This window comes from Demequina rhizosphaerae (assembly GCF_000971255.1).
Classification (GTDB): domain Bacteria; phylum Actinomycetota; class Actinomycetes; order Actinomycetales; family Demequinaceae; genus Demequina; species Demequina rhizosphaerae.
Genome location: NZ_BBMC01000003.1, coordinates 494,196 through 519,478, shown reverse-complemented (window position 1 = coordinate 519,478; position 25,283 = coordinate 494,196). Strand labels below are relative to the sequence as shown.

At 70.9% G+C, this 25,283-nt stretch carries 19 protein-coding genes and 1 tRNA gene; 12 read left to right on the top strand and 8 right to left on the bottom strand.

The window, feature by feature from the left end; all coding sequences use genetic code 11:
* Positions 1 to 29: 29 nt before the first annotated feature.
* From AOM07_RS06080 to gtfA, 9 genes are all read left to right on the top strand, one after another.
* Positions 30 to 266 carry a hypothetical protein gene (locus AOM07_RS06080; RefSeq protein ID WP_062311881.1) on the top strand — a complete coding sequence of 79 codons (237 nt, stop codon included), beginning with the start codon at positions 30 to 32 and terminating at the stop codon, positions 264 to 266.
* A gap of 62 nt (positions 267 to 328) precedes the next feature.
* On the top strand, positions 329 to 1,153 hold the full coding sequence (gene trpC / locus AOM07_RS06075) for an indole-3-glycerol phosphate synthase TrpC (RefSeq protein WP_062311947.1): 825 nt from the start codon (positions 329 to 331) through the stop codon (positions 1,151 to 1,153).
* Positions 1,150 to 2,358, top strand: coding sequence for a tryptophan synthase subunit beta (gene trpB, locus AOM07_RS06070; RefSeq protein ID WP_062311880.1), 1,209 nt, complete (start codon positions 1,150 to 1,152; stop codon positions 2,356 to 2,358). Before trpC ends, trpB begins: the two co-directional genes overlap by 4 nt.
* Positions 2,355 to 3,143: a tryptophan synthase subunit alpha gene (gene trpA, locus AOM07_RS06065; RefSeq protein WP_228374389.1), complete on the top strand. Its 789-nt coding sequence runs from the start codon at positions 2,355 to 2,357 to the stop codon at positions 3,141 to 3,143. Before trpB ends, trpA begins: the two co-directional genes overlap by 4 nt.
* Entirely contained in the window at positions 3,140 to 4,069 is a 930-nt protein-coding gene (gene lgt, locus AOM07_RS06060) for a prolipoprotein diacylglyceryl transferase (RefSeq protein ID WP_062311878.1), read from the top strand. The genes trpA and lgt overlap by 4 nt, the downstream gene beginning before the upstream one ends.
* Positions 4,070 to 4,192: 123 nt before the next feature.
* The gene (gene gltB, locus AOM07_RS06055) at positions 4,193 to 8,728 is read left to right on the top strand and encodes a glutamate synthase large subunit (RefSeq protein WP_062311877.1); all 4,536 of its coding nucleotides are present in this window, start codon (positions 4,193 to 4,195) and stop codon (positions 8,726 to 8,728) included.
* Positions 8,721 to 10,187 (top strand): glutamate synthase subunit beta, encoded by a 1,467-nt coding sequence (locus AOM07_RS06050; protein ID WP_062311876.1) that lies wholly within the window; start codon positions 8,721 to 8,723, stop codon positions 10,185 to 10,187. The genes gltB and AOM07_RS06050 overlap by 8 nt, the downstream gene beginning before the upstream one ends.
* 16 nt (positions 10,188 to 10,203) lie before the next feature.
* Positions 10,204 to 11,622: a pyruvate kinase gene (pyk, locus tag AOM07_RS06045; RefSeq protein WP_062311875.1), complete on the top strand. Its 1,419-nt coding sequence runs from the start codon at positions 10,204 to 10,206 to the stop codon at positions 11,620 to 11,622.
* Positions 11,623 to 11,750: 128 nt separating this feature from the next.
* Positions 11,751 to 13,244: a sucrose phosphorylase gene (gtfA, locus tag AOM07_RS06040; RefSeq protein WP_062311874.1), complete on the top strand. Its 1,494-nt coding sequence runs from the start codon at positions 11,751 to 11,753 to the stop codon at positions 13,242 to 13,244.
* A 98-nt stretch (positions 13,245 to 13,342) separates the two neighbouring features.
* Here the strand turns inward: gtfA and AOM07_RS06035 are convergent, their stop codons facing one another.
* The 3 genes from AOM07_RS06035 to AOM07_RS06025 all read right to left on the bottom strand — a co-directional run bounded on the left by AOM07_RS06035 (position 13,343) and on the right by AOM07_RS06025 (position 15,744).
* The gene (locus AOM07_RS06035; RefSeq protein WP_062311873.1) at positions 13,343 to 14,695 is read right to left on the bottom strand and encodes a PHB depolymerase family esterase; all 1,353 of its coding nucleotides are present in this window, start codon (positions 14,693 to 14,695) and stop codon (positions 13,343 to 13,345) included.
* 332 nt (positions 14,696 to 15,027) lie between these two features.
* Positions 15,028 to 15,519: a methylglyoxal synthase gene (locus AOM07_RS06030; RefSeq protein ID WP_062311872.1), complete on the bottom strand. Its 492-nt coding sequence runs from the start codon at positions 15,517 to 15,519 to the stop codon at positions 15,028 to 15,030.
* 151 nt (positions 15,520 to 15,670) lie between these two features.
* Positions 15,671 to 15,744, bottom strand: a tRNA-Leu gene (locus AOM07_RS06025).
* 21 nt (positions 15,745 to 15,765) lie between these two features.
* Between AOM07_RS06025 and AOM07_RS06020 the strand changes: the two genes are divergently transcribed.
* Entirely contained in the window at positions 15,766 to 16,395 is a 630-nt protein-coding gene (locus tag AOM07_RS06020) for an ANTAR domain-containing response regulator (RefSeq protein ID WP_062311871.1), read from the top strand.
* A gap of 161 nt (positions 16,396 to 16,556) precedes the next feature.
* The gene (locus AOM07_RS06015) at positions 16,557 to 17,831 is read left to right on the top strand and encodes an ABC transporter substrate-binding protein (protein WP_062311870.1); all 1,275 of its coding nucleotides are present in this window, start codon (positions 16,557 to 16,559) and stop codon (positions 17,829 to 17,831) included.
* Between the two features lie 672 nt (positions 17,832 to 18,503).
* Here AOM07_RS06015 and AOM07_RS06010 read toward each other — a convergent pair.
* Genes AOM07_RS06010 through AOM07_RS05990 form a run of 5 tightly spaced genes read right to left on the bottom strand, consistent with a single transcriptional unit; the run spans position 18,504 to position 22,597 of the window.
* Positions 18,504 to 19,232 (bottom strand): ABC transporter ATP-binding protein, encoded by a 729-nt coding sequence (locus AOM07_RS06010; RefSeq protein WP_062311869.1) that lies wholly within the window; start codon positions 19,230 to 19,232, stop codon positions 18,504 to 18,506.
* Positions 19,229 to 20,089 carry an ABC transporter ATP-binding protein gene (locus AOM07_RS06005; RefSeq protein WP_062311868.1) on the bottom strand — a complete coding sequence of 287 codons (861 nt, stop codon included), beginning with the start codon at positions 20,087 to 20,089 and terminating at the stop codon, positions 19,229 to 19,231. Before AOM07_RS06005 ends, AOM07_RS06010 begins: the two co-directional genes overlap by 4 nt.
* A complete protein-coding gene (locus AOM07_RS06000) occupies positions 20,089 to 21,057 on the bottom strand; it encodes a branched-chain amino acid ABC transporter permease (protein WP_062311867.1) in 969 nt (322 codons plus the stop codon). Before AOM07_RS06000 ends, AOM07_RS06005 begins: the two co-directional genes overlap by 1 nt.
* A 1-nt stretch (position 21,058) precedes the next feature.
* Positions 21,059 to 22,129 (bottom strand): branched-chain amino acid ABC transporter permease, encoded by a 1,071-nt coding sequence (locus AOM07_RS05995; RefSeq protein WP_156171810.1) that lies wholly within the window; start codon positions 22,127 to 22,129, stop codon positions 21,059 to 21,061.
* Between the two features lie 57 nt (positions 22,130 to 22,186).
* Positions 22,187 to 22,597, bottom strand: coding sequence for a PaaI family thioesterase (locus tag AOM07_RS05990; RefSeq protein WP_062311865.1), 411 nt, complete (start codon positions 22,595 to 22,597; stop codon positions 22,187 to 22,189).
* Here AOM07_RS05990 and polA point away from each other — a divergent pair.
* On the top strand, positions 22,596 to 25,277 hold the full coding sequence (polA, locus tag AOM07_RS05985; RefSeq protein ID WP_062311864.1) for a DNA polymerase I: 2,682 nt from the start codon (positions 22,596 to 22,598) through the stop codon (positions 25,275 to 25,277). The two genes, AOM07_RS05990 and polA, sit on opposite strands and share 2 nt — an antisense overlap.
* The last annotated feature ends 6 nt before the right edge of the window (positions 25,278 to 25,283 follow it).

The window sequence follows — 25,283 nt, the reverse complement described above, 5'->3', positions numbered from 1 at the left end:
CGAATTCCACGAGTCCCCGAGGAGTAACCATGTCGAGCGTGCACCTGGAGCCGCAGGACCTTCCCGACGTCGCCCCGCACAACCACGGCCGCACCACCGCGGGCTGGGTCACCAACGTCGGCCTCGTGCTCGCCGCGATCCTCGTGTCGCTCGGCATCGCGATCCCCGTCCACGCGGTCACCTTCGTGGGCATCGGCGTCGCCGTCGTGTCGCTCGCGGCGGGTGCCGCGCTGCGCGCGCTCGGCCACGGCCAGCCGCTCTCCTAGGCACTCTGTGCCGGAATTTGGCGCGTCCTTGAGCCGATCTTTGCGGCGGTAGAGTGGGCGTCATGGGTGGGAGCAGCACGAGCGTTCTGGACAGCATCGTCTCCGGGGTCCTGGAGGACCTCGAGGTGCGCAAGGAGCTGACGTCGATGGACGCGCTCAAGGAGCGCGCCGCGCGGTTGCCCGAGGCGCTCGACGCACGCGCGATCCTCGCGCGTGACGAGGTCGGCATCATCGCGGAGGTGAAGCGCTCGAGCCCGTCGAAGGGCGCGCTCGCCGACATCACCGACCCCGCGCTGCTCGCCACCGAGTACGCCGCGGGCGGCGCCTCCGTCATCTCCGTCCTCACCGAGCAGCGCCGCTTCAACGGATCGCTGTCGGACCTGGACGCGGTGCGCGCCAAGGTCGACGTCCCGATCCTGCGCAAGGACTTCATCGTCACGCCGTACCAGGTGTGGGAGGCGCGCGCGCACGGCGCGGACGTCGTCCTCCTCATCGTCGCGGCGCTCGAGCAGCTCGCGCTCGAGAGCCTCATCGAGCGGGTCCACTCGCTCGGCATGACGGCCCTCGTCGAGGTGCACGACGCCGAGGAGGTGACGCGCGCGGCCGATGCGGGCGCGACCGTCATCGGCGTCAACGCCCGCAACCTCCGCACGCTCGAGGTCGACCGCAACACCTTCGCGAAGCTCGCGCCCACCATCCCCGACGGCATCCTCAAGATCGCCGAGTCCGGCATCCGCGACAGCCACGACGTGGTCGAGTACGCGCGGCTCGGGGCGGATGCGGTGCTCGTGGGCGAGGCCCTGGTCAAGGACCGCGACCCGCGCGCGACCGTGGCTCAGATGGTCGCCGCCGGCGCCCACCCCGCGCTGCGGTCGGTGCGCCCGTGACGGACTCCCTCCAGGCGGCCCCCGGGCCGTACTTCGGCGAGTTCGGCGGCCGCTTCGTCCCCGAGGCGCTCATGGCGGCGCTCGACGAGCTCACCGACGCGTACGAGAAGGCCCGCATCGACCCGGAGTTCACCGGCGAGCTCGACCGTCTCGCCCGCGACTACACCGGGCGCCCCTCGATCCTCACCGAGATCCCGCGCTTCGCGGCCCACGCCGGCGGCGCGCGCATCTTCCTCAAGCGCGAGGACCTCAACCACACGGGCTCGCACAAGATCAACAACGTGCTCGGCCAGGCGCTGCTGACCAAGCGCCTCGGCAAGACCCGCGTGATCGCCGAGACCGGCGCCGGCCAGCACGGCGTCGCGACCGCGACCGCGGCGGCGCTCATGGACCTCGAGTGCGTGATCTACATGGGCGAGGAGGACACCGAGCGCCAGGCGCTCAACGTCGCCCGCATGCGGCTCCTCGGCGCCGAGGTGATCCCGGTCGCCACGGGCACCCGCACCCTGCGCGACGCCATCAACGAGGCGTTCCGCGACTGGGTCACCAACGTCGAGACCACGAACTACGTCTTCGGCACCGCCGCGGGACCGCACCCGTTCCCGGCCATGGTCCGCGACTTCCAGCGCGTCATCTCCGTCGAGGCCCGCGAGCAGATGCTCGCGCTCGGCGGCCTCCCGGACGCGGTGCTCGCGTGCGTGGGGGGCGGCTCCAACGCGATCGGCTCGTTCGACGCGTTCCTCGACGACGAGGGCGTGCGCCTCATCGGCTGCGAGGCCGCCGGCGACGGCGTCGACACCGGCCGCCACGCGGCGACCCTCACCGGCGGGCGCCCGGGCATCCTCCACGGCTCGATGTCGTACATCCTCCAGGACGAGGACGGCCAGACCCAGCCGTCGCACTCGATCTCCGCGGGGCTCGACTACCCGGGCGTCGGCCCCGAGCACACCTGGCTGTCGAGCATCGGCCGGGCCGAGTACTGGCCGGTCACCGACAGCGAGGCGATGGACGCGTTCCGCCTGCTCACCCGCACGGAGGGCATCCTGCCCGCGATCGAGTCCGCCCACGCGCTGGCCGGAGCGATCCGCCTGGGCCGCGAGCTCGGTCCCGGCGCCACGCTGCTCGTGACCCTGTCCGGGCGCGGCGACAAGGACGTCGAGCAGGCCGCGCGATGGTTCGACATGCTTCCGGAGGGGGACGCGTGAGCGCACTGACCGATCGGCTCGACGCATGCAGGGCCGAGGGTCGCGCCGCCCTGGTCGGCTACCTGCCCGTCGGCTACCCTGACGTCGACACGTCGCTCGCCGCGATGCGCGTGCTCGTCGAGGCGGGCTGCGACGTCGTCGAGATCGGCCCGCCCTACTCGGACCCCGTGCTCGACGGCCCGATGATCCAGCACGCCGCCGCCAAGGCGCTCGAGGGCGGGGTCAAGGTGGACGATGCGTTCACCGCCGTCCGGGCCGTCGCCGAGGCGGGCGCGGTGCCCGTGGTGATGAGCTACGCCAACGTCATGCTGCAGCGCGGCTGGTCGTGCTTCGCGAAGGACCTGGTCGCCGCCGGGGGAGCCGGGGTCATCACCCCGGACCTCACGCCCGACGCCGCGCCCGAGTGGGTCGAGGCGGCGCGCGCCGAGGACGTCGACACGATCTTCCTGGTCGCGCCGTCGACCACGCGTGAGCGGATGAAGCTCACGTGCGACGCGTCCCGCGGCTTCGTCTACGCCACGCCGCTCATGGGCGTGACGGGCGAGCGGGCGTCGCTCGGCGACGCCGCGCAACGCGTGGTGTCCGAGGCGCGTGCCGCGGGCGCCGAGCGCGTCTGCATCGGCGTCGGCGTGTCCACGGGCGCGCAGGCCGCCGAGATCGCCGGGTTCGCCGACGGCGTGATCGTCGGCACGGCCTTCGTCCGTGCGCTCGGCGACGAGGGCGACCTCGAGAGCCTGCGCGCCAAGGTCGCCGAGCTCGCCGACGGCGTGAGGAGCGCGCGATGACCACGTCGATCCCCAGCCCGCCCATCGAGTGGAGCTCGTTCTCCCTCGGCCCGCTCACCATCCACGCGTACGCCCTGTGGATCCTGCTCGGGATCTTCGTGGCCCTGTGGCTCACCACGCGCCGCTGGGTCGAGCGCGGCGGCGACGCCGAGGTCGTCGGCGACATCGCCTTCTGGGCGATCCCGTTCGGCATCATCGGCGGGCGCATCTACCACGTCATCACCACGCCCGCCCCGTACTGGGGGCCCGACGGCAACCCGTGGGACGCGCTCAAGATCTGGAACGGCGGCCTCGGCATCTGGGGCGCCGTCGCGCTCGGCGCGCTCGGCGCCTGGATCGGCGCGCGCCGCGCCGGCGTGAGCTTCAGCGCATTCGCGGACTCCGCCGCCCCCGCGGTGCTCATCGCGCAGGCGATCGGCCGCATGGGCAACTACTTCAACCAGGAGCTCTTCGGCCGGCCCACGGACCTGCCGTGGGCGCTGGAGATCGAGCCGGCGTTCCGGCCCGAGGGCTACGAGCAGTTCGCGACGTTCCACCCGACGTTCCTCTACGAGATGGTGTGGAACCTCGCGGGCGCCGCGCTCATCATCTACCTGGACCGGCGCCTCAAGCTCTACGGCGGCCGCGTGTTCTGGCTGTACGTGATGGTCTACGTGTCGGGCCGGCTCTGGATCGAGCACGTCCGCATCGACGATGCGGTGCACATCCTGGGCCTGCGCATCAACGAGTGGGTGTCGATCCTCGTGCTGGCCGGATCGGTGGCCGCCTTCACGGCCCTAGGATGGAGGCAGCGCAAGGCTGCCGAGCGACCGGATCGGTCGCAGCTCGCGGCTCGCGCCTCCCACCCCGAGGACACGACCGCGCAGGGCGAGAAGGACTCGCCCGACGTCGCCGACACCCACGGCGACGGCCCCGCCGGGGCCTGAGAGACGGGATTCCGTGCCTGCCGCCCTTCGCGGTAGGCTGAACGCCCGTGTCAACACCGGGTCGACGGCGCCCCGAAATCTACGAATGTCCCCGTACTCCCGGGGACGCTTAAGGACGGTGTGATGGTCGCGCATCTTGGCGCTCCCCAGCCCGCGGCGGGCCTCTACGACCCCGCGTACGAGCACGACGCCTGCGGCGTCGCCTTCGTCGCGACCCTCCGTGGCACGGCAGGCAGGGACATCGTCGATGCGGGCCTGACGGCCTTGAAGAACCTCGAGCACCGCGGCGCCGTCGGCGCCGAGACGGAGACCGGCGACGGCGCGGGCATCCTCACCCAGGTGCCGGACGCGTTCCTGCGCGAGGTCGCCGGGTTCGAGCTGCCCGCGGCGGGGGAGTACGCCGTCGGCATCGCGTTCCTCACCCCGGGCGCCGAGGCCGCCGAGGTCGCCGCCTTCGAGCGCGCGGCCGAGGACGAGGGCGTCACCGTCCTCGGCTGGCGCGACGTGCCGGTCCACCCCGAGCCGCTGGGCCCGAGCGCCCGCGGCGCCATGCCGACCTTCCGCCAGGTCTTCCTGTCCCGCGACGGGCTCGCCGGGATCGAGCTCGACCGCAAGGCCTACCGCGTGCGCAAGCGCGCCGAGGGCGACGGCGGCCCCTTCTTCGCGTCGCTGTCGTCGCGCACCCTCACCTACAAGGGCATGCTCACGACCTACCAGCTCGAGCAGGTCTTCCCCGACGTCACGCACCCGCTGTTCGCGTCGGAGCTCGCGCTCGTGCACTCGCGCTTCTCGACCAACACGTTCCCGTCGTGGCCGCTCGCGCAGCCGCTGCGCGGAATCGCCCACAACGGCGAGATCAACACCGTCCGTGGCAACCGCAACTGGATGGCCGCGCGCGAGGGCATGCTGCGCTCCGAGCTGCTCGGCGACATGGCGCCGCTCATGCCGGTGTGCACGCCGAGCGCGTCGGACACCGCATCGTTCGACGAGGTGCTCGAGCTGCTGCACCTCGGCGGTCGCCCCATCCACCACGCGCTGCTCATGATGATCCCCGAGGCGTGGCAGAACAACGAGGCGATGGACCCGGCGCGCCGCGCGTTCTACGAGTACCACTCGGGCCTCATGGAGCCGTGGGACGGACCCGCCGCGCTGCACTTCACCGACGGCACCGTCATCGGCGCCACGCTGGACCGCAACGGCCTGCGTCCCGGCCGCTACTGGGTCACGGACGACGGCCTCGTCGTGTGCGGCTCGGAGGCCGGCCTGCTCGACATCGACCCCGCCAAGGTGATCCGCAAGGGTCGCCTCCAGCCCGGCCGCATGTTCCTCGTCGACACCGGCGAGGGCCGCATCGTCGAGGACGAGGAGATCAAGAGCACGCTCGCCTCCGAGCACCCCTACGAGCAGTGGGTGTCCGACAACGCGATCCGCCTGTCCGAGGTGCCGGACCGCGAGCACATCTCGCACTCCGCGCGCTCGGTCCAGCGCCGCCAGCGGGCGTTCGGCTACACGGAGGAGGAGCTCAAGATCCTCCTCGCCCCCATGGGCAAGACGGGCATCGAGCCGATCGGCGCGATGGGCTCCGACACCCCCATCGCGGTGCTGTCGAAGCGCCCGCGCCTGCTGTTCGACTACTTCGTGCAGATGTTCGCGCAGGTGACGAACCCGCCGCTCGACTCGATCCGCGAGGAGATCGTCACCGCCACCGGCGGCGCGCTCGGCCCCGAGCCGAACCTGCTCGAGGCGACGCCCGAGCACGCGCGCAAGATCATCATCGACTTCCCGGTGATCGACAACGACGAGCTCGCCAAGATCCTCCACATCGACCGCGACCCCAAGCGCCGCGGCGTGTTCTCCTCGCGCAAGATCCGCGGCCTCTACCCGGTCAAGGGCGGCGCCGAGGCGCTCGACCACCGCCTCCGCGAGATCTTCCGCGAGGTGGACGAGGCGCTCGAGGACGGCGTGTCCTTCCTCGTGCTGTCGGACCGCGACGCCAACCCGGACCTCGCGCCCATCCCGTCGCTGCTGCTCACCTCGGCGGTGCACCACTACCTCGTGCGCACCCACCGCCGCACGCAGCTGTCGATGGTGGTCGAGGCCGGCGACGTCCGCGAGGTCCACCACGTCGCGCTGCTCATCGGCTACGGCGCCGGCTGCGTCAACCCGTACCTCGCGATGGAGACCGTCGAGGACCTCGCCAAGCGCGGCTACCTCGGCGACGTGGCGCCCCAGGAGGCGACGCACAACCTCATCAAGGCGCTCGGCAAGGGCGTCCTCAAGATCATGTCGAAGATGGGCATCTCGACCATGGCGTCGTACCGCGGCGCCCAGGTCTTCGAGGCCATCGGCCTGTCGCGCGAGCTCGTCGACCTCCACTTCAACGGCACGCCCAGCCAGATCGACGGCGTCGGCCTCGACGTCGTCGCGGCCGAGGTCGAGGCACGCCACGCGGACGCCTACCCGGCCTCCGGCGAGCTGCCGCCCCACCAGCGCCTGCGCACCGGCGGCGAGTACCAGTGGCGCCGCGACGGCGAGGAGCACCTGTTCGACCCGGAGACGGTCTTCAAGCTCCAGCACGCGACCCGCACCCGCCGCTACGACGTGTTCCGCGAGTACACGGACCGGGTGGACGACCAGGCGAAGCGCCTCATGACGCTGCGCGGCCTCCTCGCGTTCGACTCGGACCGCCAGCCCATCCCGCTCGACGAGGTCGAGCCCGTCAGCGAGATCGTCAAGCGCTTCAACACCGGCGCGATGTCGTACGGCTCGATCTCGCAGGAGGCGCACGAGACCCTCGCGGTCGCGATGAACCGCCTGGGCGGCCGCTCCAACACCGGCGAGGGCGGCGAGTCCGTCGACCGCCTCTACGACCCCGAGCGGCGCAGCGCGATCAAGCAGATCGCGTCGGGCCGCTTCGGCGTGACGTCCGAGTACCTGGTCAACGCCGACGACATCCAGATCAAGCTCGCGCAGGGCGCCAAGCCCGGCGAGGGCGGGCAGCTGCCCGGCAACAAGGTGTACCCGTGGATCGGCGAGACGCGTCACTCGACGCCGGGCGTGGGCCTCATCTCCCCGCCGCCGCACCACGACATCTACTCGATCGAGGACCTCAAGCAGCTCATCCACGACGCGAAGAACGCCAACCCCAAGGCGCGCGTCCACGTCAAGCTGGTGGCCGAGGTCGGCGTCGGCACGATCGCCGCGGGCGTCGCCAAGTGCAAGTCCGACGTGGTGCTCATCTCGGGCCACGACGGCGGCACCGGCGCGAGCCCGCTCAACTCGCTCAAGCACGCGGGCGCCCCGTGGGAGATCGGTCTCGCCGACACCCAGCAGACGCTCGTGCTCAACGACCTGCGCGACCGCATCGTGGTCCAGGTCGACGGCCAGATGAAGACGGGACGCGACGTCGTCATCGCGGCGCTGCTCGGCGCCGAGGAGTTCGGCTTCGCGACCGCGCCGCTCGTGGTCGAGGGCTGCGTGATGATGCGCGTGTGCCACCTCGACACGTGCCCGGTGGGCGTCGCGACCCAGAACCCCGAGCTGCGCGCGCGCTTCTCCGGCAAGCCCGAGTTCGTCGAGACGTTCTTCGAGTTCATCGCGGAGCAGGTGCGCGAGCACCTCGCGTCGCTGGGCTTCCGCACCATCGCCGAGGCCGTGGGCCACGTCGAGGTGCTCGAGACGCGCGCCGCGATCGACCACTGGAAGGCGCAGGGTCTCGACCTCGCCCCGGTGCTCGCCCGTCCCCAGGAGGGCGCGGCGCTCATGAACTCCACGACGCAGGACCACGGCCTGGACGAGGCGCTCGACAACGACCTCATCGCGGCCGCCAAGCCCGCGCTCGAGCGCGGTGAGGCCGTTGCCATCGAGCGCGAGGTGCGCAACATCAACCGCACCGTCGGCACGATGCTCGGCTACGAGGTCACGCGCCGGTACCGGGGCGCGGGCCTGCCCGACGACACCATCGACGTGACGTTCCGCGGCAGCGCGGGCCAGTCGTTCGGCGCCTTCGTCCCGCGCGGCATCACGCTGCGCCTCGAGGGCGACGCCAACGACTACGTCGGCAAGGGCCTGTCCGGCGGCCGCGTCATCGTCCGCCCGGCACGCGAGTCGATGCTCGACGAGACCAGCGACGTCATCGCGGGCAACGTGGTCGGCTACGGCGCGACCGGCGGCGAGATCCTGCTGCGCGGCCAGGTGGGCGAGCGCTTCCTGGTCCGCAACTCCGGCGTCACAGCCGTCGTCTCGGGCGTGGGCGACCACGGCCTCGAGTACATGACGGGCGGCACCGCGGTCATCCTCGGCCGCACCGGCCGCAACCTCGGCGCCGGCATGTCCGGCGGCACGGCCTACGTGCTCGACCTGCGTCCCGAGCGCGTCAACGCGCAGGCCCTCGCCTCGGGCGAGCTCACGCTGAGCCCGCTCGACGAGGAGGACGCGGTCATCGTCCGCACGCTCGTCGAGCGCTTCGAGGCCGAGACCCGGTCGCCCGTGGCGCGCGAGCTGCTGTCCGACTGGCCCTCGACCGTGGCGCGCTTCACGCGCGTCCTCCCCGCACAGTACGCACGCGTCCGCGACGCGCTCAACGAGCTCGAGGCGAAGGGCGGGGACCTCTCCGCGCCGGGTGCCTGGGCCGAGTTCCTGGAGGTGACCGGTGGCTGACCCCCGTGGATTCCTGAAGGTCCGGGAGCGGGAGGTCCCGGCCTACCGGCCGGTGCCGGTCCGCCTGCGCGACTGGTCCGAGGTGAAGGACGAGCTCGGGCGCGACGAGGTGGTCCTCAAGCGCCAGGCCGGCCGCTGCATGGACTGCGGCATCCCGTTCTGCCACCAGGGCTGCCCGCTCGGCAACCTCATCCCCGAGTGGAACGACCTCGTGTGGCGCGGCCAGTACCCCGACGCCATCGAGCGCCTGCACGCGACGAACAACTTCCCGGAGTTCACGGGCCGCATCTGCCCGGCGCCGTGCGAGACGTCCTGCGTGCTGGGCATCAACCAGCCCGCCGTCACCATCAAGAACGTCGAGGTCGAGATCATCGAGCACGCGTTCGAGGAGGGCAACGTCACGCCGCACATCGCGCAGCGCCACACCGGCAAGACGGTGGCGGTCGTCGGCTCGGGTCCGGCGGGCCTCGCCGCCGCGCAGCAGCTGACGCGCACCGGCCACACCGTCGCGGTGTACGAGAAGGACGACCGCATCGGCGGCCTGCTGCGCTACGGCGTGCCGGACTTCAAGATGGAGAAGCACGTCATCGACCGCCGCGTCGCGCAGATGGAGCGCGAGGGGACGCGATTCCGCACCGGCATCGCGATCGGCACGGACATGACGTGGGACGACCTCCGCGCCCGCTACGACGCGGTGCTCATCGCGACCGGCGCGCCGGTCGAGCGCGACCTGCCGATCCCGGGCCGCGACCTCGACGGCATCCACTTCGCGATGCCGTACCTCCACCAGGGCAACCAGGCGGTCGCCGGGGACGAGGTCGAGGACCAGATCCACGCGGACGGCAAGCACGTCATCGTCATCGGCGGCGGCGACACCGGCTCGGACTGCATCGGCACCGCCCTGCGTCAGGGAGCCGCGAGCGTCACCACGCTCGCGATCGGCAAGAAGCCGCCGGTCGACCGCCCCGACAACCAGCCGTGGCCCACCGACCCCCGTGTGTTCGAGGTCTCCTCGAGCCACGAGGAGGGCGGCGCGCGCGAGTACCTCGCGTCGACCGTCGAGTTCGTGGGCGACGAGAACGGACATGTGCGATCGCTCAAGGTGGCGGTCACGCAGTACAACGCCGACGGCTCCCGCACCCCGACCCCGGGGACCGAGCGGGAGATCCCGGCGGACCTTGTCCTCATCGCTATGGGATTCACTGGGCCGGAGGTCACGAACCTCCAGGCACAGTCCCAGGTAGCGTTGACGTCGCGCGCTCAGATCGAGCGTGCGGACAACTTCGCGACCACCCAGGACGGCGTGTTCGTGGCCGGCGATGCCGGCCGTGGCGCGTCGCTCGTGGTCTGGGCGATCGCCGAAGGACGCGCGGCCGCGGCCGCGATGGATGAATACTTGACAGGGAGCACCGAGCTCCCGGCGCCGGTGACGGCGCACACGTCGGCGCTGCGCGCCTGAACCGAGGTTGGAGAACATGCGAAACGCGAAGATCGTCTGCACTATCGGACCGGCCACCGCGCCGATTGAGCAGATGCGCAAGCTTGTGGGCGCGGGCATGGACGTCGCCCGCATCAACCGCAGCCACGGCTCCGCCGAGGAGCACGAGCAGGTGTACCGCAACATCCGCCAGGCCGCCGAGGAGTCGGGTCGCAACGTCGCCGTGCTCGTCGACCTGCAGGGCCCCAAGATCCGCCTCGAGAAGTTCGCCGACGGCCCGCACGACCTGGCCGTCGACGACGTCTTCACGATCACCACGCGTGACGTCGAGGGCACCAAGGACATCTGCGGCACCACCTTCAAGGGCCTGCCGGGCGACTGCCGCGTCGGCGACACGCTCCTCATCGACGACGGCAAGGTGCGCCTCGAGGTCACCGACGTGACCGAGACCGACGTCGTCACCAAGGTCGTCGTGCCGGGCCCCGTGTCCAACAACAAGGGCATCAACCTGCCCGGCGTCGCCGTCTCGGTGCCCGCGATGTCGGACAAGGACGAGGCTGACCTCCGCTGGGGCCTCAAGCTCGGCGCGGACTTCATCGCGCTGTCCTTCGTGCGCAACGCGAAGGACTACGAAGACGTCGCCGCGATCATGGCCGAGGAGGGCCGCACGGTCCCCGTCATCGCCAAGGTCGAGAAGCCGCAGGCGGTCGACAACCTCGCCGAGATCGTCGACGCGTTCGACGGCGTCATGGTCGCCCGCGGCGACCTCGGCGTCGAGCTCCCGCTCGAGGAGGTGCCGCTCGTCCAGAAGCGTGCCATCGAGCTGTGCCGCTCGCAGGCCAAGCCCGTCATCGTCGCCACCCAGGTCCTCGAGTCGATGACGCACTCGCCGGTCCCGACGCGTGCGGAGACCTCCGACTGCGCCAACGCGATCCTCGACGGCACCGACGCGGTCATGCTCTCGGGCGAGACGTCGGTCGGCGACTACCCGATCGTCACGGTCGAGACGATGGCCCGCATCGTCAAGAACACCGAGGAGAAGGGCTACTCGCGCATCGCGCCGTACCTGTCGACGCCGCACACCCGCGGTGGCGCCGTCACGCACGCGGCCGCCGAGATCGCCGAGAACCTCGACATCAAGTACATCGTGACGTTCACCCAGTCGGGCGACTCGGCGCTGCGCATGTCGCGCCTGCGTCCGTCGACCCCGATGATCGCCTTCACGCCGTCGGCGGACACCCAGAAGCGCCTCGCGCTGTCCTGGGGCATCCAGGCGGAGCTGGTCGAGAAGGTCGAGTCGACCGACGAGATGGTCAACCTCGTCGACGGCTACCTCAAGACCTCGGGCCGCGCGGTGGACGGCGACTACGTGGTCGTCGTGTCCGGCACCCCGGTGGGCGTGCCCGGCACCACGAACTCGATCTTCGTGCACAAGGTGGGTCAGGTCCGCGGCTAGCGGCACCCGCCTCTCAGGGCCCCGTCGGCTTCGGCCGGCGGGGCCCTTCGCCTTCCCCGGGCGGGCGCGCATCGTCCCGACCTAAGGTGGGAGCAGGCGCGACGATGCGCCGGGCGAGGAGGCGCGCCATGGCCCGCAACGGGGTCCAGCTCATCACCTACGCCGACAGGCTCGCGGGGAACCTGCCCGGGCTCGCGCGGCTGCTCGGCTCGCCGCCGTGGTCCGCGGCGTTCACCGGCGTGCACGTCCTGCCCTTCTTCACGCCGTACGACGGGGCCGATGCGGGCTTCGACCCCGTCGACCACACCGCCGTCGACCCGCGGCTGGGGACGTGGGACGACGTCGGCGCGGTCGGGTCGGGCCGCGACCTCATGGTCGACGTCATCGTCAACCATGTGTCCGCGGACTCGGCGGCCTTCCGCGACTGGCAGGAGAGGGGCGACGCGTCCCCGTACGCGGGCATGTTCCTCACCATGGCCACGGTGTTCCCCTACGGCGCGACCGAGGACGAGCTCGCGCGCATCTACCGGCCGCGCCCCGGGCTGCCGTTCACGCCGTACACCGTGGCGGGGGACAAGCGGCTGGTGTGGACGACCTTCACGCCGCAGCAGATCGACCTCGACGTCGCGCATCCCGGGGCCCGCGCCTACCTCGACGCGATCCTCGACGCGATCGCGGGAGCCGGGGCGACGCTCGTCCGTCTCGACGCGGTGGGCTACGCGATCAAGACGCCGGGCGAGACCTGCTTCATGACGCCCGACACCTTCACGTTCATCGAGCAGTTCACGTCGAGCGCGCGCGAGCGCGGGCTCGAGGTGCTGGTCGAGGTGCACTCGTATTACCGGCGCCAGGTGGAGATCGGCGCGGCCGTCGACCGCGTGTACGACTTCGCGCTGCCGCCTCTCGTCCTCCACGCCCTCGCGACGGGCGACGGCGAGCCGCTCGCCCGGTGGCTCGAGATCCGGCCCGGCAACGCCGTCACGGTGCTCGACACGCACGACGGCATCGGGGTGATCGACGTCGGCGCGGACCAGACCGCGCCCGACGCGCCCGGGCTGCTGCCGCCCGCGGAGCTCGACGCGCTCGTCGAGCGGATCCACGCATCGTCCGGCGGCACGTCGCGCCTCGCCACGGGCGCCGCGGCCTCCAACCTGGACCTCTACCAGGTCAACTGCACCTTCTACGACGCGATGGGAGCCGACGATCACGCGTACCTGGCGGCGCGGGCGGTGCAGTTCTTCACCCCGGGGATCCCGCAGGTCTACTACGTGGGCGCGCTGGCGGGCCGCAACGACGTCGACCTGCTGCGCGAGAGCGGCGTGGGCCGCGACATCAACCGGCATCGCTACGCGCCGGGGGAGGTGGGCCGGGAGCTCGAGCGTCCCGTGGTGCGCGCGCTCATGGCGCTGTGCACGTTCCGGTCGGAGCTGCCCGTGTTCGACGGCGAGTTCGCGTTCGCGCTCGAGGACGGCGTGCTCACCATGAGCTGGCGGGCGGGGGAGGACGAGGCGCAGCTCACGGTGGACCTGCTGTCGCACCGCGCGGGGCTGTGGTGGCGCCACGCGGGCCTCGACGGGTCGACCGACGACCTGCTGGCGGACCCGCCGGTCCTCGAGGGCTGAGCGGCCCGCGCTCCGTCGGCCCGCCGGTGACGCGCGAAGGCCCCGCCGGCGTGCACCGGCGGGGCCTCCGCGTCAGGGTCGAGCGCTCCGGGGCGGGGTTAGCGGTCCGCGTCCTGCGCGAACAGCCAGTCGAGGATGACGTCGCTCGAGTACGTCGGGATCCACGACAGGTGGCTGAAGACCGGCGTGGTGCCCGCCTCGATGGTGGTGAAGATGTGCTCGCTGCCGGCGTGCTTCGCCTCCTTGGCGGCCGCCTTCGCGAGGACCTCCTGCTCGGCGTCGGGCAGCAGGCCCGACCACTCCGACCACACGACCGGCGTGCCGGCGGACTCGAGCGCCTCGAACACGCGGAAGTCGGAGCCGTCCGCGTAGTAGTCGACCACGAAGTCGTCCTCGGAGTGGACGGCCCAGATCGGGAAGTCGGCGAGCTCGGCCGCGGCCGCCTCGACGTCCTGGACACCGCCGCCGCACACCACCACGGCGCCGGCGAAGAGGTCGCTGTGCTCCTGCAGGATCGCCCACGACCCGTACGAGCCCATCGACAGGCCGGTCAGGTAGATGCGCGAGGTGTCGACGTCGGGGTGCGACGCGACGAAGTCCTCGACCAGCTCGATCACGGCCGCCTGCATCTGCGGGGCCCACCAGGCGCCCTTGGTGGCGTCGAACGGGTCGGCCTGGGGCGACAGGACGTAGGCAGGGTCGGCCTTCTGGCGCTCGTCGGAGGCGAAGACCGTCGAGATCTGGTTGCCCGCCAGCTGGCTGAAGTTGTTCGAGCCGCTCTCGCCGAAGCCGTGCAGCGACACGACGAGCGGGTAGCCGTCCTTCTCGGCCGTGCCCTCCGGGGTGAAGTAGCGGTAGTCGAGCACCGGACCCGCGGTCGTGGCGAGGCTGCCCACGGCGTAGTCGTCGATGAGGAGGTTGTCGACGTCGGAGCTCGTCACGACGTTGTCGGGCTGCGCCGCGACGATGTGGTTGCGCTTGCCGATGTCGCCGACCTGCGCGACCGTGTAGCCGCCGGAGAGGTCGTAGTAGTGGGTGATCGTGGTCGACCAGTCGACGTAGGACGCCGTGGCCGTGGCCTCGGTCTGGTCGAGCTCGAGGATGACGTACCGGCCGGCGCGCTGCTCGCCGGTGATCTCGGGCGTGGCGCTCGTGTACGCCGCGGTGACGGTGCGCTCGCCGACGAGCGGCGCGATGCCGCCCTCGCCGAGGTCCACGTCGACGTCGAAGGCCGCGGCGTCGAGGCCCGACTGGCCGAACTTCAGCTCGCGGTCGTACTCGATCGCGACGGCGGCGACCTTGAGGCCGTCGGGCGCCACCTGGGTGATGAGGGTCGCGTCGATGGCGGTGGCGCCGTCGGTGTCGACGGCGGCCGTTGCGGCGGCGCCGCAGGCGGTGGCGGCGAGCGCCGCCGCGGTGACTGCTGCGGTTCTGGTCCACAGGGCTGTCATGAGGGAGTCTCCTCGTTGAGATCGCAGGGGTCCCGCGTAGATCGCGGGACGCCGGCCGGCTGCATTGCCGTCCGGTGCTCGGACGCTATCGACCCTGGAAGACGCGCAATGGCGCACACGTGACTTATGGCACGAACTGTCATGTTCGTCGCAAGATCTGCGCGACGCGGGCCTCTGCGATGGCGCGCTCGGCCATGGGCCGGCCTGCTCGCAGGACCTGCTCTCCGGACCGGCCGCCTACCGACCGTCGACTGTCAGCCGGAACGTCAGCCCGACCGTCAGCCGGGCCGGCTTCCGACAGGCTCCACGGGCGCCTCGGGGCGCCCGCGCGGCTACTCGGCCGTCAGCTCGTCGGCCGCGCCCTCCTGGGCATCGGGCCCGCCCCGCATCGACTCCCAGTCGCGGGGGCCGAGGTCGGGCACCTTGCGCTCGTAGCCGCGCGCGAACAGCGGCGAGGAGATGAGGAAGTCGGCGGTCGCGACGTTCGACGCGATGGGGATGTTCCACAGCGCGCCCAGGCGCAGCAGCGCCTTGACGTCGGGGTCGTGCGGCTGCGGCTCGAGTGGGTCCCAGAAGAAGATGAGCATGTCGATCGCGCCCTCGGCGATCCGTGCGCCGATCTGCTGATCGCCGCCCACCGGGCCCGAGAGGAAGCGGTGCACCCGGAAGCCGAGCTCGAACTCGAGCATCGTGCCCGTGGTGCCGGTCGCGTAGAGCTGGTGGTGGGCGAGGCTGCCCTTGTTGAAGGAGGCCCACTCGAGCAGCTCGGCCTTCTTGTTGTCGTGCGCAACCAGCGCGATGTGCAGGGTGGTGGCATGCGTCATGGGGGCGCTCCTCACGTCTCGAGACGAGCATCCCACGGCCGGGCGCGAGAGGCGTCGCCGGAGGTCCCGCACGGTCGCGCTCGCGCGGGCGGGGCATGGGGGCCGGCGCTGGGACGGCCGCATCTGCGACCTCGGTCCTAGGACCGATGCGTACCCCGGGTGGGATTCGAACCCACAACACCGCGGGTTTGAGCCGCGTGCCTCTGCCAGTTGGGCTACCGGGGCGAGGGCACTAGGCTAGCGCCTGTGACTGATGCGAAGGACGCTCCCCAGGCGGAGCAGGAGACCCAGGCCCCCAAGCGTGCGCGCCGCGCCGTCGTCGCGGAGGACGAGGCGCTCATCCGCATGGACATCGTCGAGACCCTCCGCGAGGGCGGCTACGACGTCGTCGGCGAGGGCGCGAACGGCGAGGAGGGCGTCGCCCTCGCGCGCGAGCACAAGCCCGACGTGGTCGTCATGGACGTGAAGATGCCCGTGATGGACGGCATCACGGCCGCGGAGCAGATCGCCAAGGAGCGCATCGCCCCGGTCGTGCTCCTCACCGCGTTCTCGCAGACCGAGCTCGTCGAGCGCGCGCGCGACGCGGGTGCCATGGCGTACGTGGTGAAGCCCTTCACCCCGGGCGATCTGCTGCCCGCCGTGGAGATCGCCGCGTCCCGTTACGTGGAGATCCGGGCCCTCGAGTCGGAGATCGCCGACATCAACGAGCGCATGGAGACCCGCAAGAAGGTCGAGCGCGCCAAGGGCCTCCTCATGGAGAAGATGAAGCTCAACGAGCCCGAGTCCTTCCGGTGGATCCAGAAGACCTCGATGGACCGTCGTCTCACCATGCGAGAAGTGGCTGAGGCGGTCATCGAGCAGATGGGCGGAAAGTAGAGCAAACCGCTCTGCCGTGCTCAGTTCGGTCACAAAATCGTGATGGACACGACGCAATCGCGTAACAGGCTCCCGCTACCGTGACGGTTACCGCGACGAGGAACTCCCCTCGCCGCGCACTAACCAAGGTGAGATCGTCTCACCTAGTGGGAGGAAGAAACATGGCACGATGGAACTCCATCGCCCGTGGCGCGGCCGTCGCCGCCGTCGCGACCATTTCCCTCGCCGCGTGCTCGTCTGAGGCGAGCGACAGCGGTTCGAGCTCGAGCGCCGACGGTGGCTCGGGCGAGGGTCTGAAGGTTGGTTCGCTGCTGCCGATCACCGGTTCGCTCGCGTTCCTCGGCCCGCCGGAGATCGCCGGTGTGGACCTCGCGATCAAGGAGATCAACGAGGCCGGCGGTGTGCTCGGCTCGGACGTCACCGTCCAGCACGAGGACTCCTCGGACACCGACAACCCGAACATCACCTCGGACTCGGTCACCAAGCTTCTCAGCGGCGGCGTCTCCGTCGTCGTCGGTGCGGCCTCGTCCTCGGTCACGCTCAACGCGGTGGACGACATCACCAACGCGGGCGTCGTGCAGATCTCGCCGGCGAACACCGCGACCAGCCTCTCCGGCTACTCGCCGCTGTACTTCCGTACCGCTCCGCCGGACACCGTCCAGGGCAACGCGCTCGGCAACCTCATCCTCGAGGACGGCTACTCGAACATCGGTGTCCTCGTCTTCAACGACGACTACGGCACCTCGCTGCGCGACGTCGTCCAGGAGACCGTCGAGGCCGCCGGCGGCTCGCTCACCTACGGCTCGTCGGGTCAGGAGTTCGACCCGTCGGCCTCGAGCTTCGCCTCCGACGTCCAGGCGATCCTCGCCACCAACCCCGAGGCGATCGCGCTCATCGCGTTCGACCAGACGGCGCTCATCATCCCCGAGCTCGTCGCGGCCGGCTTCGACACGTCGAAGCTGTACCTCGTGGACGGCAACCTGGCCGACTACTCGGACGAGCTCGAGGCGGGCGCCCTCACCGGCGCCAAGGGCACCCTGCCCGGCGCGAGCCCGGAGAGCGACTTCCGCTCGATGCTCGACTCCGTCGCCGACGGCGGCTCGCTCGACGAGTACGCGTACGGCGCCGAGTCCTACGACGCCGTCATGCTCTCGGCCCTCGCGGCCGTGCGCGGCGGTGCGGTCGACGGCCAGACCATCGCGGACAACCTCGCGGCGGTCTCGGGCGCCGAGGGCGGCACGGAGTGCACCGGCTTCGCCGACTGCGTCGCGCTGCTCGAGGACGGCGAGGAGATCAACTACCAGACGATCTCCGGTGCCGGCCCGTTCAACTCGGCCAACGACCCCTCGTCCGCCTACATCGGCGTCTACGAGTACGGCGACGACAACACCTACTCGCTGCTGACCTCGGTCTACGGCGAGGTGCCGCAGGGCTGATCCAGCCTCGCGACACTCGGAGGGCCCCCGGCTTCGGCCGGGGGCCCTTCCGTCTGTCCGGGGGCGGCTCGGCCAACTGGATGTGAACGCTGGGGCGCGGAACGCGATGTGGGCCGCGACGCGCGTCGCGATGGCGCCGCAACCGACGCCGGCACGTCCGTCGGATCACCCGGCCAAGGGTCCTACGGGGAGGTCGGCACCGGCTCGTGGGTCGGACCGTCCGCTCATCGCTCCGTCATACGAGCGGGCCGCCCAGTGCAGGGGAGACCGCCCGACGCAGGGGAGACCCGGCCTTCGCCGGCTTGTCCGTCGGATCACCCGGCGAAGGGTCCTACGGTCAGGGCGGTACCGGCTCGTGGGTCGGACCGTCCGCTCATCGCTCCGTCATGCGAGCGGGCCGCCCGGCGCAGGGGAGACGGGACCGACGCATCGTCCCGCCCCACCTCACGCCACCCCGTCCCGCCCCGCCCCGCCGCGCGCGAACCGGCGTACCGCATCGGGCATGTGCAACTTGCCCAGGGACGATGCGATCCAGCGGGGTCTCGTACGCCGGTTGCGGCGAGCGGCGGGGCGGCGAGCAGGCACCGCAGACCGGAGAGCGGGGGACTCCGCGCAAGCGAAAGGCCCGGCCCCGCCGAGGCGGGACCGGGCCTTCAGAGACCGGGACGGGCGCTACGCGCCGAGCGTGCCCAGGTAGAGCTCGATGACCTTGGGGTCCTTGAGCAGCTCCTGGCCGGTCGCGGTGTAGGCGGACGTGCCCTGGTCGAGGACGTAGCCGCGGTCGCAGATCTGCAGGCAGCGGCGGGCGTTCTGCTCGACCATGATCACCGTGACACCGGTCTTGTTGATCTCCCGGGTGCGGACGAACGTCTCGTCCTGACGCGCGGGGGAGAGGCCGGCGCTGGGCTCGTCGAGCAGCAGCACGTGCGGGTCCATCATGAGCGCACGGGCCATGGCGACCATCTGGCGCTCACCGCCGGACAGCGAGCCGGCCCGCTGGTTCTTGCGCTCGATGAGCACCGGGAACAGGTCGCCGATCTTCTTCAGCTGCTTCTTGAAGTTCTTGCTGGCCTGGTACGCACCCATCTCGAGGTTCTCCTCGATGGTGAGCGACGGGAACACGTTGTTCGTCTGCGGGACGAAGCCGACGCCGCGCTTGACGAGCTCGTCGGCGCGCAGGTTGGTGATGTCCTCACCGCCGAGCGTCACCGAGCCGTCGCGCACCGGCACGAGGCCGAACAGCGCCTTGAGGAAGGTCGACTTGCCGGCACCGTTGGGGCCGATGATGCCGATGAGCTCGCCCTCCTTCACCTCCATCGAGCATCCGTTGAGGATGTTGATGCCCGGCAGGTAGCCGGCGATGAGGTTGTCCGCGTCGAGGATCACGGGCTTGTCGGTCATGCGTCATCCTCCAGGGACAGCTCGGACAGCTCGGACAGGTCGGTGTCGTGGTGGGCGCCGAGGTAGGCGTCCTGCACCGCCGGGTTCGACATCACGGTGCCGGCCGGGCCCTCGGCGATGATCTTGCCCTCGGCCATCACCACCACCCAGTCGGAGATCCGTCGCACCATGTGCATGTCGTGCTCGACGAACAGGACGGTCATGCCGTCCTCCTTGAGCTCGACGATGTGGTCGAGGAGCGACTCGGTGAGCGCGGGGTTCACACCTGCCATCGGCTCGTCGAGCATCACCATGGTCGGCTTCGACATGAGCGCGCGCGCCATCTCGAGGAGCTTGCGCTGGCCGCCCGAGAGCGAGCCGGCGTAGTCGTCCCGCTTCTCGTAGAGCTTGAAGCGGTGGAGCAGGTCGTGGGCCTGCTCCGTGATCTCCCGCTCGCGGGCCTTCCACAGCGGCGGCGCGAACGCGCGCAGCAGGTTCTCGCCCGGCTGCTCCTGCGCGCCCAGGCGCATGTTCTCGATGACCGTCATGCGGCTGAGCGCCTTGGTCAGCTGGAACGTGCGCACCATGCCCGCACGGGCCACCTTCGCCGGCGCCATGCCCCGCAGCGGCCTGCCGTTGAACTGGCCCTCGCCCTCCTGCGCCGAGTCGAAGCCCGTGAGCAGGTTGAAGAACGTGGACTTGCCAGCGCCGTTGGGGCCGATGAGCGCCGTGATGGTGTTGCGCTGGACCTCGAAGTGGTCCACGTTCACCGCGGTGAGGCCGCCGAAGCGGCGCGTGACGCCGTCGGCGATGAGGATCGGGTCGGGCTTCTTCGAGCCCGCCTCGTGGGGGACAGAGGCGAATGCGGTGTCGGCCATCAGAACGCCAGCTCCTTCTTGTTGCCCAGGACACCCTGGGGGCGGAACACCACCAGCAGCATGAGCGTCACGCCGACGAGCACCAGCGAGAACGGCTCGAGCTCGGTGGGTGCGAGCACGTCGGACGGGATGAACGCGGACGCGAGGCTCTTCACCAGGGTCAACGAGGACCAGAAGAGGATCGATCCGAGCAGCGGTCCGAACACGGTCGCGGCACCGCCGAGCAGCAGCAGCGTCCACAGCCAGAACGTGGTGGGGCGGCCCATCGAGTCGGGCTGCACCGAGTTGCCGAGCGCCCACGTGATGCCGCCCAGCGCACCGATGACACCACCGATGATGAGCGCCTGCATCTTGTACGAGTAGACGTTCTTGCCGAGCGAGCGCACGGCGTCCTCGTCCTCACGGATGCCCTTGAGCACGCGGCCCCACGGGGAGTTCGCGAGGCGCCAGAACAGGCCGGCGCACAGGAGCACGAGCACCCAGGTGACGGTGGTGAGCCACCACGACGACGACCGGGAGCCGTGCATCGAGAACGGGCCGAGCGTGACGATGCTGTCGGGGAACGGCGACAGCTCCTCGAACGGGGCCTTGTAGTCCGAGCCGCGGATGCCGCTCGAGGCGCCCGTGAGGTCCTTGAGGCTCTGCGAGCGGCCGAGGAAGCGGACCATCTCCGCGGCGGCGATCGTCACGATGGCGAGATAGTCGCCGCGCAGCTTCAGCGTCGGCCAGCCGAGCAGCACCGCGAAGATCGCGGCGGCGATGAGGCCCACGATGACGGCGATCCAGATCGGCCAGCCCTGCTGGATGGAGATGGCGAAGCCGTACATGCCCAGGAGCATGAAGCCCGCCTGGCCCATGTTGAGCAGGCCGGTGAGGCCGAAGTGGAAGTTGAGGCCGATCGCGGCGAGCGCGAAGGCGGCGGTCGACGGCGCGATGGCCGTGCGGAGCACGTCGAAGATGATGTCCATGTCAGCCGACCCTTTCCGCCTTGCCGAGGATGCCCTGCGGGCGCACCAGCAGCACGATGATGAGAATGCCGAGCGCGGTGGCGAACTTGAGGTCCGGCGGCAGCCACACGGTCGACACCTCCGCGACGACGCCGATGATGAGCGAGCCGACGAGCGCGCCGTACGGGTGGCCGAGGCCGCCCAGCGTCACCGCGGCGAACATCATCATGAGCAGCTTGGTGCCGTCGTCGAAGCCGATGCCCTGCTGGTACAGCGCGAGCAGGATGCCGCCGAGCGCGGCGAGGCCGGCGGCCATCATCCAGACGATGCGGATGATCGAGTTGACCTTGATGCCGGAGGCCGACGCGAGGGCCGGGTTGTCCGACACGGCGCGGGTCGCGCGGCCCAGGCGGGTGCGCTGCAGGAAGAACGCCACACCGATGATCGCGATGATCGCGATGGCCATCGAGATGAGCGTGACGTTGCCGACCGAGATCGGGCCGTACTGCTTGCGCGGGTCGATCGAGGTGACGAGGCGCACCGGGCGGCCGCCCATCCACCACTGGATGAAGTTGACGAGCGCGAGCGAGAGGCCGATGGACACGATCATCTGCTGGACCATCGCGACGCGACGGCGGCGCAGCTGGCTCCAGATGATCTTGTCCTGCACCCAGCCGAAGAACGTCGCGATCGCGATGCCGACGGGCGCGGCGAGCCAGAACGGCCAGTTCACCGAGAAGGAGAACGGCAGCAGCGGGAACGAGACCTCCTGCGGGGTGGCGAGGAAGTATGTGATCATCGCGCCGAAGGTCACCATCTCGCCGTGCGCGAAGTTGCTCAGGCCGGTGGTGCCGTAGATGAGCGACAGGCCCACCGAGGCGAGCGCGAGCAGCAGGCCGAAGACGATGCCGTTGAACAGGTTCTGGACGAGGAGGTTGGTGCCGCCGGAGGTGGCCGTGGTCGTCACGGCCTCCGTCTCGGCGGTCGCGGCTTCCGCCGCGCCTCCCATCGAAAGGATCGCGGTGATGCCTACCGCCGCGATCAGGAAGACGAGCGCTGCCCTCAGCAGCGCTCGTCGGTCAAGAGTGGCCAACACGGAACCCCCTCCAAGGTCAAGGTTGCCGCCGAACCTACCCGAGGGATGTTTCGTTCATGTGGCATGGCGCGGCCGAATCGCGCAGGTCAGCCGTCCCACGGACACGGTCGCGCCCGATTCGTCCGTGATCTCGATGGAGTACGCCGCGACGGTGCGGCCCCGGTGGATGGCGGTGGCGACGCCGGTGACGATGCCGTGGCGCGCCCCGCGCACGTGCGTCATGTTGAGGTCGACGCCCACCGCGATCCCGTCGGGTCCGGCGTGCGCGGCGGCCGCGAGGGAGGCGAGGCTCTCGGCCAGCACGGCGGACGCTCCGCCGTGCAGCAGGCCATAGGGTTGCGTGTTGCCCTCGACGGGCATCGTCCCCGTCGCGCTGTCGGGGGTGACGGTCATGATGGAGATGCCCATCCGGGCGATGAGCCCGTCCTCGGGCAGCGGCGGCAGGGAGACCTCGGCGTCTGACATGGAAGATAGGTTGGCACCTGTGAGCGAATCCACCAAGGGAACACTCCTGCTCGTCGACGGCCTCTCGATGGCCTTCCGGGCCTTCTTCGGTCTCCCGGTCGAGAACTTCGCGACGAGCACCGGCGTGCCGACCAACGCGGTCTACGGCTTCACCACGATGCTCGCGACGCTGATGAAGGACCACGAGCCCACGCACCTCGCGGTCGCGTTCGACCTGCCGGGCGGCACGTTCCGCACCGAGCGCCTGCCGTCCTACAAGGGCACCCGCGACGAGACGCCGCCGGAGTTCGAGCCGCAGGTGCCGCTCATCCGCGAGGTGCTCGGCGCGCTCGGCGTCGCCGCGGTCGACAAGCCCCGCTACGAGGCCGACGACCTGCTCGCGACGTACGCGCGCCTGGGCCGCGAGGCCGGGCTGCGCGTCCTCGTCGTGTCGGGAGATCGCGACACCATCCAGCTCGTCAACGACGACGTCACCCTGCTCTACCCGCGCAAGGGCGTCTCGGACCTCGTGCGCTTCACCCCGGACGCGGTGCAGGAGAAGTACGGCGTGCGCCCCGAGCAGTACCCGGACATGGCGGCGCTCGTCGGCGAGACCAGCGACAACCTGCCGGGCGTGCCCGGCGTGGGCCCCAAGACCGCCGCGAAGTGGATCGGCACGTACGGCGGGCTCACGGGCATCCTCGACAGCGCCGAGGACGTCCCCGGCAAGGCCGGGCAGTCGCTGCGCGACCATGTCGACCAGGTGCGCCTCAACCGCGAGCTCAACCACCTGCTCACCGACCTCGAGGTCGATGTGCCGGTCGAGGACCTCGAGTACGGCGGCGGCGACGCCGACGCCATCCACCAGGTGTGCGACGCGCTCCAGTTCCGCACGCTGCGCGACCGGCTGCTGCCGTTCGCCGCGGGGGACGATGCGGGGGAGGCCGCCGTCGAGACGGCCGCCGTGGTCGTCCGCACCGAGGGCGCCGTCGAGGCCGTCACGGCGATGACCGGACCCGTCGCGGTGCACGTCGACGGCCGCGGCGGGGCCGACGCCGACGCGTGGGCCCTGGGCGTCGCGGACGCCGCCGACGTCGCGTGGGGCATCGACCTCACCGCGCTCGGGCCGGACGACGAGAAGGCGCTGGCGGCCTGGCTCGCGGACGCGTCCGTGCCCAAGGTGCTGCACGCCGCGAAGGACGCGTGGCACGCGCTCCAGGCGCGCGGCTGGGACCTCGCCGGCATCGCCGGCGACACCCAGATCGCGGCCTTCCTCGTCAACCCCGACCAGCGCGGCTTCGAGCTCGACCAGATCCTCCAGCGCCACCTGGGACTCACGCTCGACTCGGCCGCGGCGTCGGGCGAGCTCGACCTCGGCCTCGGTGGCTCGGCCGCCGAGGGTGCCGGCGAGCGGGCCGCGCACGTGCGCGCCCTCGCCGCGGTGCTCGACCCCATGGTCGAGGAGCGCGGCATGGCCGACCTGTACGCCGACCTGGAGATCCCGCTCGTCACGGTGCTCGCGCGCATGGAGCACGCGGGCATGGCGGTCGACCGCGAGAAGCTCGGCGCGCTGTCCGACGAGGCCCGCGGCCGCGCCGACCGCGCCGCGGAGGAGGCGTACGCCGCGATCGGCGGCGACCGCGTCAACCTCGGCTCGCCCAAGCAGCTCCAGGAGGTGCTGTTCGACCGCCTGGGCATGCCCAAGACCAAGAAGATCAAGACCGGCTACTCGACCGACGCATCGTCCCTGCACGACCTCAACGAGAAGTCGCCGCACCCGTTCCTCACGGCCCTGCTGGCGCACCGCGACGCGTCCAAGCTGTCGCAGATCATCGAGACGCTCGCGCAGGCGGTGCAGCCGGACGGCCGCATCCACACGACCTTCTCGCAGGTGGTCGCGGCCACCGGGCGCCTCAGCTCCAAGGACCCCAACCTGCAGAACATCCCGATCCGCACGCCCGAGGGGCACCGGATCCGCGAGGCCTTCGTCGTGGGCGACGGCTTCGAGACGCTCGTGACGGCGGACTACTCGCAGATCGAGATGCGCATCATGGCGCACCTGTCCGGCGACTCCGGGCTCATCGAGGCGTTCGCGGCGGGGGAGGACCTCCACCGCTTCGTCGGCTCGCGCGTGTTCGGCGTCGAGCCGGAGGGCGTCACCCCCGAGATGCGCTCGCAGGTCAAGGCGATGTCCTACGGGCTCGCGTACGGACTGTCCTCGTTCGGCCTCGCACGCCAGCTGGGGCTGCCGGTCGGCGCGGCGCAGGCGCTCATGGACGACTACTTCTCGCGCTTCGGCGGCGTGCGCGACTACCTCCACGCGGTGGTCGAGCAGGCGCGCAAGGACGGCTACACGGAGACGATCTTCGGTCGCCGCCGCTACGTGCCCGACCTCACGTCGACCAACCGGCAGCGCCGCGACATCGCGGAGCGGGTCGCGCTCAACGCGCCCATCCAGGGCTCGGCGGCGGACCTCATCAAGCGCGCGATGCTGGGCGTCGAGGCGCGGCTCAAGGACGAAGGTCTGGCATCCCGGCAGGTACTTCAGGTGCATGATGAGCTCGTGGTCGAGACAGCCCCCGGTGAGCGCGCGGCGGTCGAGACCATTCTCAGGGAGGAGATGCGCGCCGCAGGCGACCTCAGCGTCCCTCTCGATGTCAACGTCGGAACGGGCGGTGACTGGCGCACCGCCGGACACTAGGGTTGG

Coding starts and splice junctions, on each gene's coding strand:
- AOM07_RS06080 (WP_062311881.1), top strand. CDS start 30: ATGTCGAGCGTGCACCTGGAGCCGCAGGACCTTCCCGACGTCGCCCCG.
- trpC (WP_062311947.1), top strand. CDS start 329: ATGGGTGGGAGCAGCACGAGCGTTCTGGACAGCATCGTCTCCGGGGTC.
- lgt (WP_062311878.1), top strand. CDS start 3,140: ATGACCACGTCGATCCCCAGCCCGCCCATCGAGTGGAGCTCGTTCTCC.
- gltB (WP_062311877.1), top strand. CDS start 4,193: ATGGTCGCGCATCTTGGCGCTCCCCAGCCCGCGGCGGGCCTCTACGAC.
- pyk (WP_062311875.1), top strand. CDS start 10,204: ATGCGAAACGCGAAGATCGTCTGCACTATCGGACCGGCCACCGCGCCG.
- gtfA (WP_062311874.1), top strand. CDS start 11,751: ATGGCCCGCAACGGGGTCCAGCTCATCACCTACGCCGACAGGCTCGCG.
- AOM07_RS06035 (WP_062311873.1), bottom strand. CDS start 14,695: ATGACAGCCCTGTGGACCAGAACCGCAGCAGTCACCGCGGCGGCGCTC.
- AOM07_RS06030 (WP_062311872.1), bottom strand. CDS start 15,519: ATGACGCATGCCACCACCCTGCACATCGCGCTGGTTGCGCACGACAAC.
- AOM07_RS06015 (WP_062311870.1), top strand. CDS start 16,557: ATGGCACGATGGAACTCCATCGCCCGTGGCGCGGCCGTCGCCGCCGTC.
- AOM07_RS06010 (WP_062311869.1), bottom strand. CDS start 19,232: ATGACCGACAAGCCCGTGATCCTCGACGCGGACAACCTCATCGCCGGC.
- AOM07_RS06005 (WP_062311868.1), bottom strand. CDS start 20,089: ATGGCCGACACCGCATTCGCCTCTGTCCCCCACGAGGCGGGCTCGAAG.
- AOM07_RS06000 (WP_062311867.1), bottom strand. CDS start 21,057: ATGGACATCATCTTCGACGTGCTCCGCACGGCCATCGCGCCGTCGACC.
- polA (WP_062311864.1), top strand. CDS start 22,596: ATGGAAGATAGGTTGGCACCTGTGAGCGAATCCACCAAGGGAACACTC.
- AOM07_RS05990 (WP_062311865.1), bottom strand. CDS start 22,597: ATGTCAGACGCCGAGGTCTCCCTGCCGCCGCTGCCCGAGGACGGGCTC.